The following is a 337-nucleotide window of genomic DNA, read 5'->3' on the forward strand; positions in this document are numbered from 1 at the left end:
GGTTACTCTGTTAAAGAAGTCAGCCAAGAGCTTGAGGTTCATGCCAATAGTCTTTATCGCTGGGTTCAAGAAGTTGAAGAATATGGAGAAAGTGCTTTTCCAGGCAATGGGACAGCCCTAGCTGATGCCCAACATAAGATTAAATTGTTAGAGAAAGAAAATCGTTATCTTCAGGAGGAACTTGAACTTCTAAAAAAGTTCCGGGTCTTCTTGAAGCGAAGCAAGTAAAACGTTTTGAATTTCTCTTGAAACATCATGGGAAGATAAAAATTAAGCATGCAGTAAAAGTTCTTAAGGTTTCTCGCTCAGGTTTCTATGAATACATGCATCGTCGTCC

Annotated in this window: 1 pseudogene; it reads left to right on the forward strand. The window is 39.2% G+C overall.

The window, feature by feature from the left end:
* Positions 1–337 (forward strand): annotated as a pseudogene (locus tag EII29_RS11685) (transposase); the annotation flags it as partial.

This window comes from Leptotrichia sp. OH3620_COT-345, from assembly GCF_003932895.1.
Taxonomy (GTDB): domain Bacteria; phylum Fusobacteriota; class Fusobacteriia; order Fusobacteriales; family Leptotrichiaceae; genus Pseudoleptotrichia.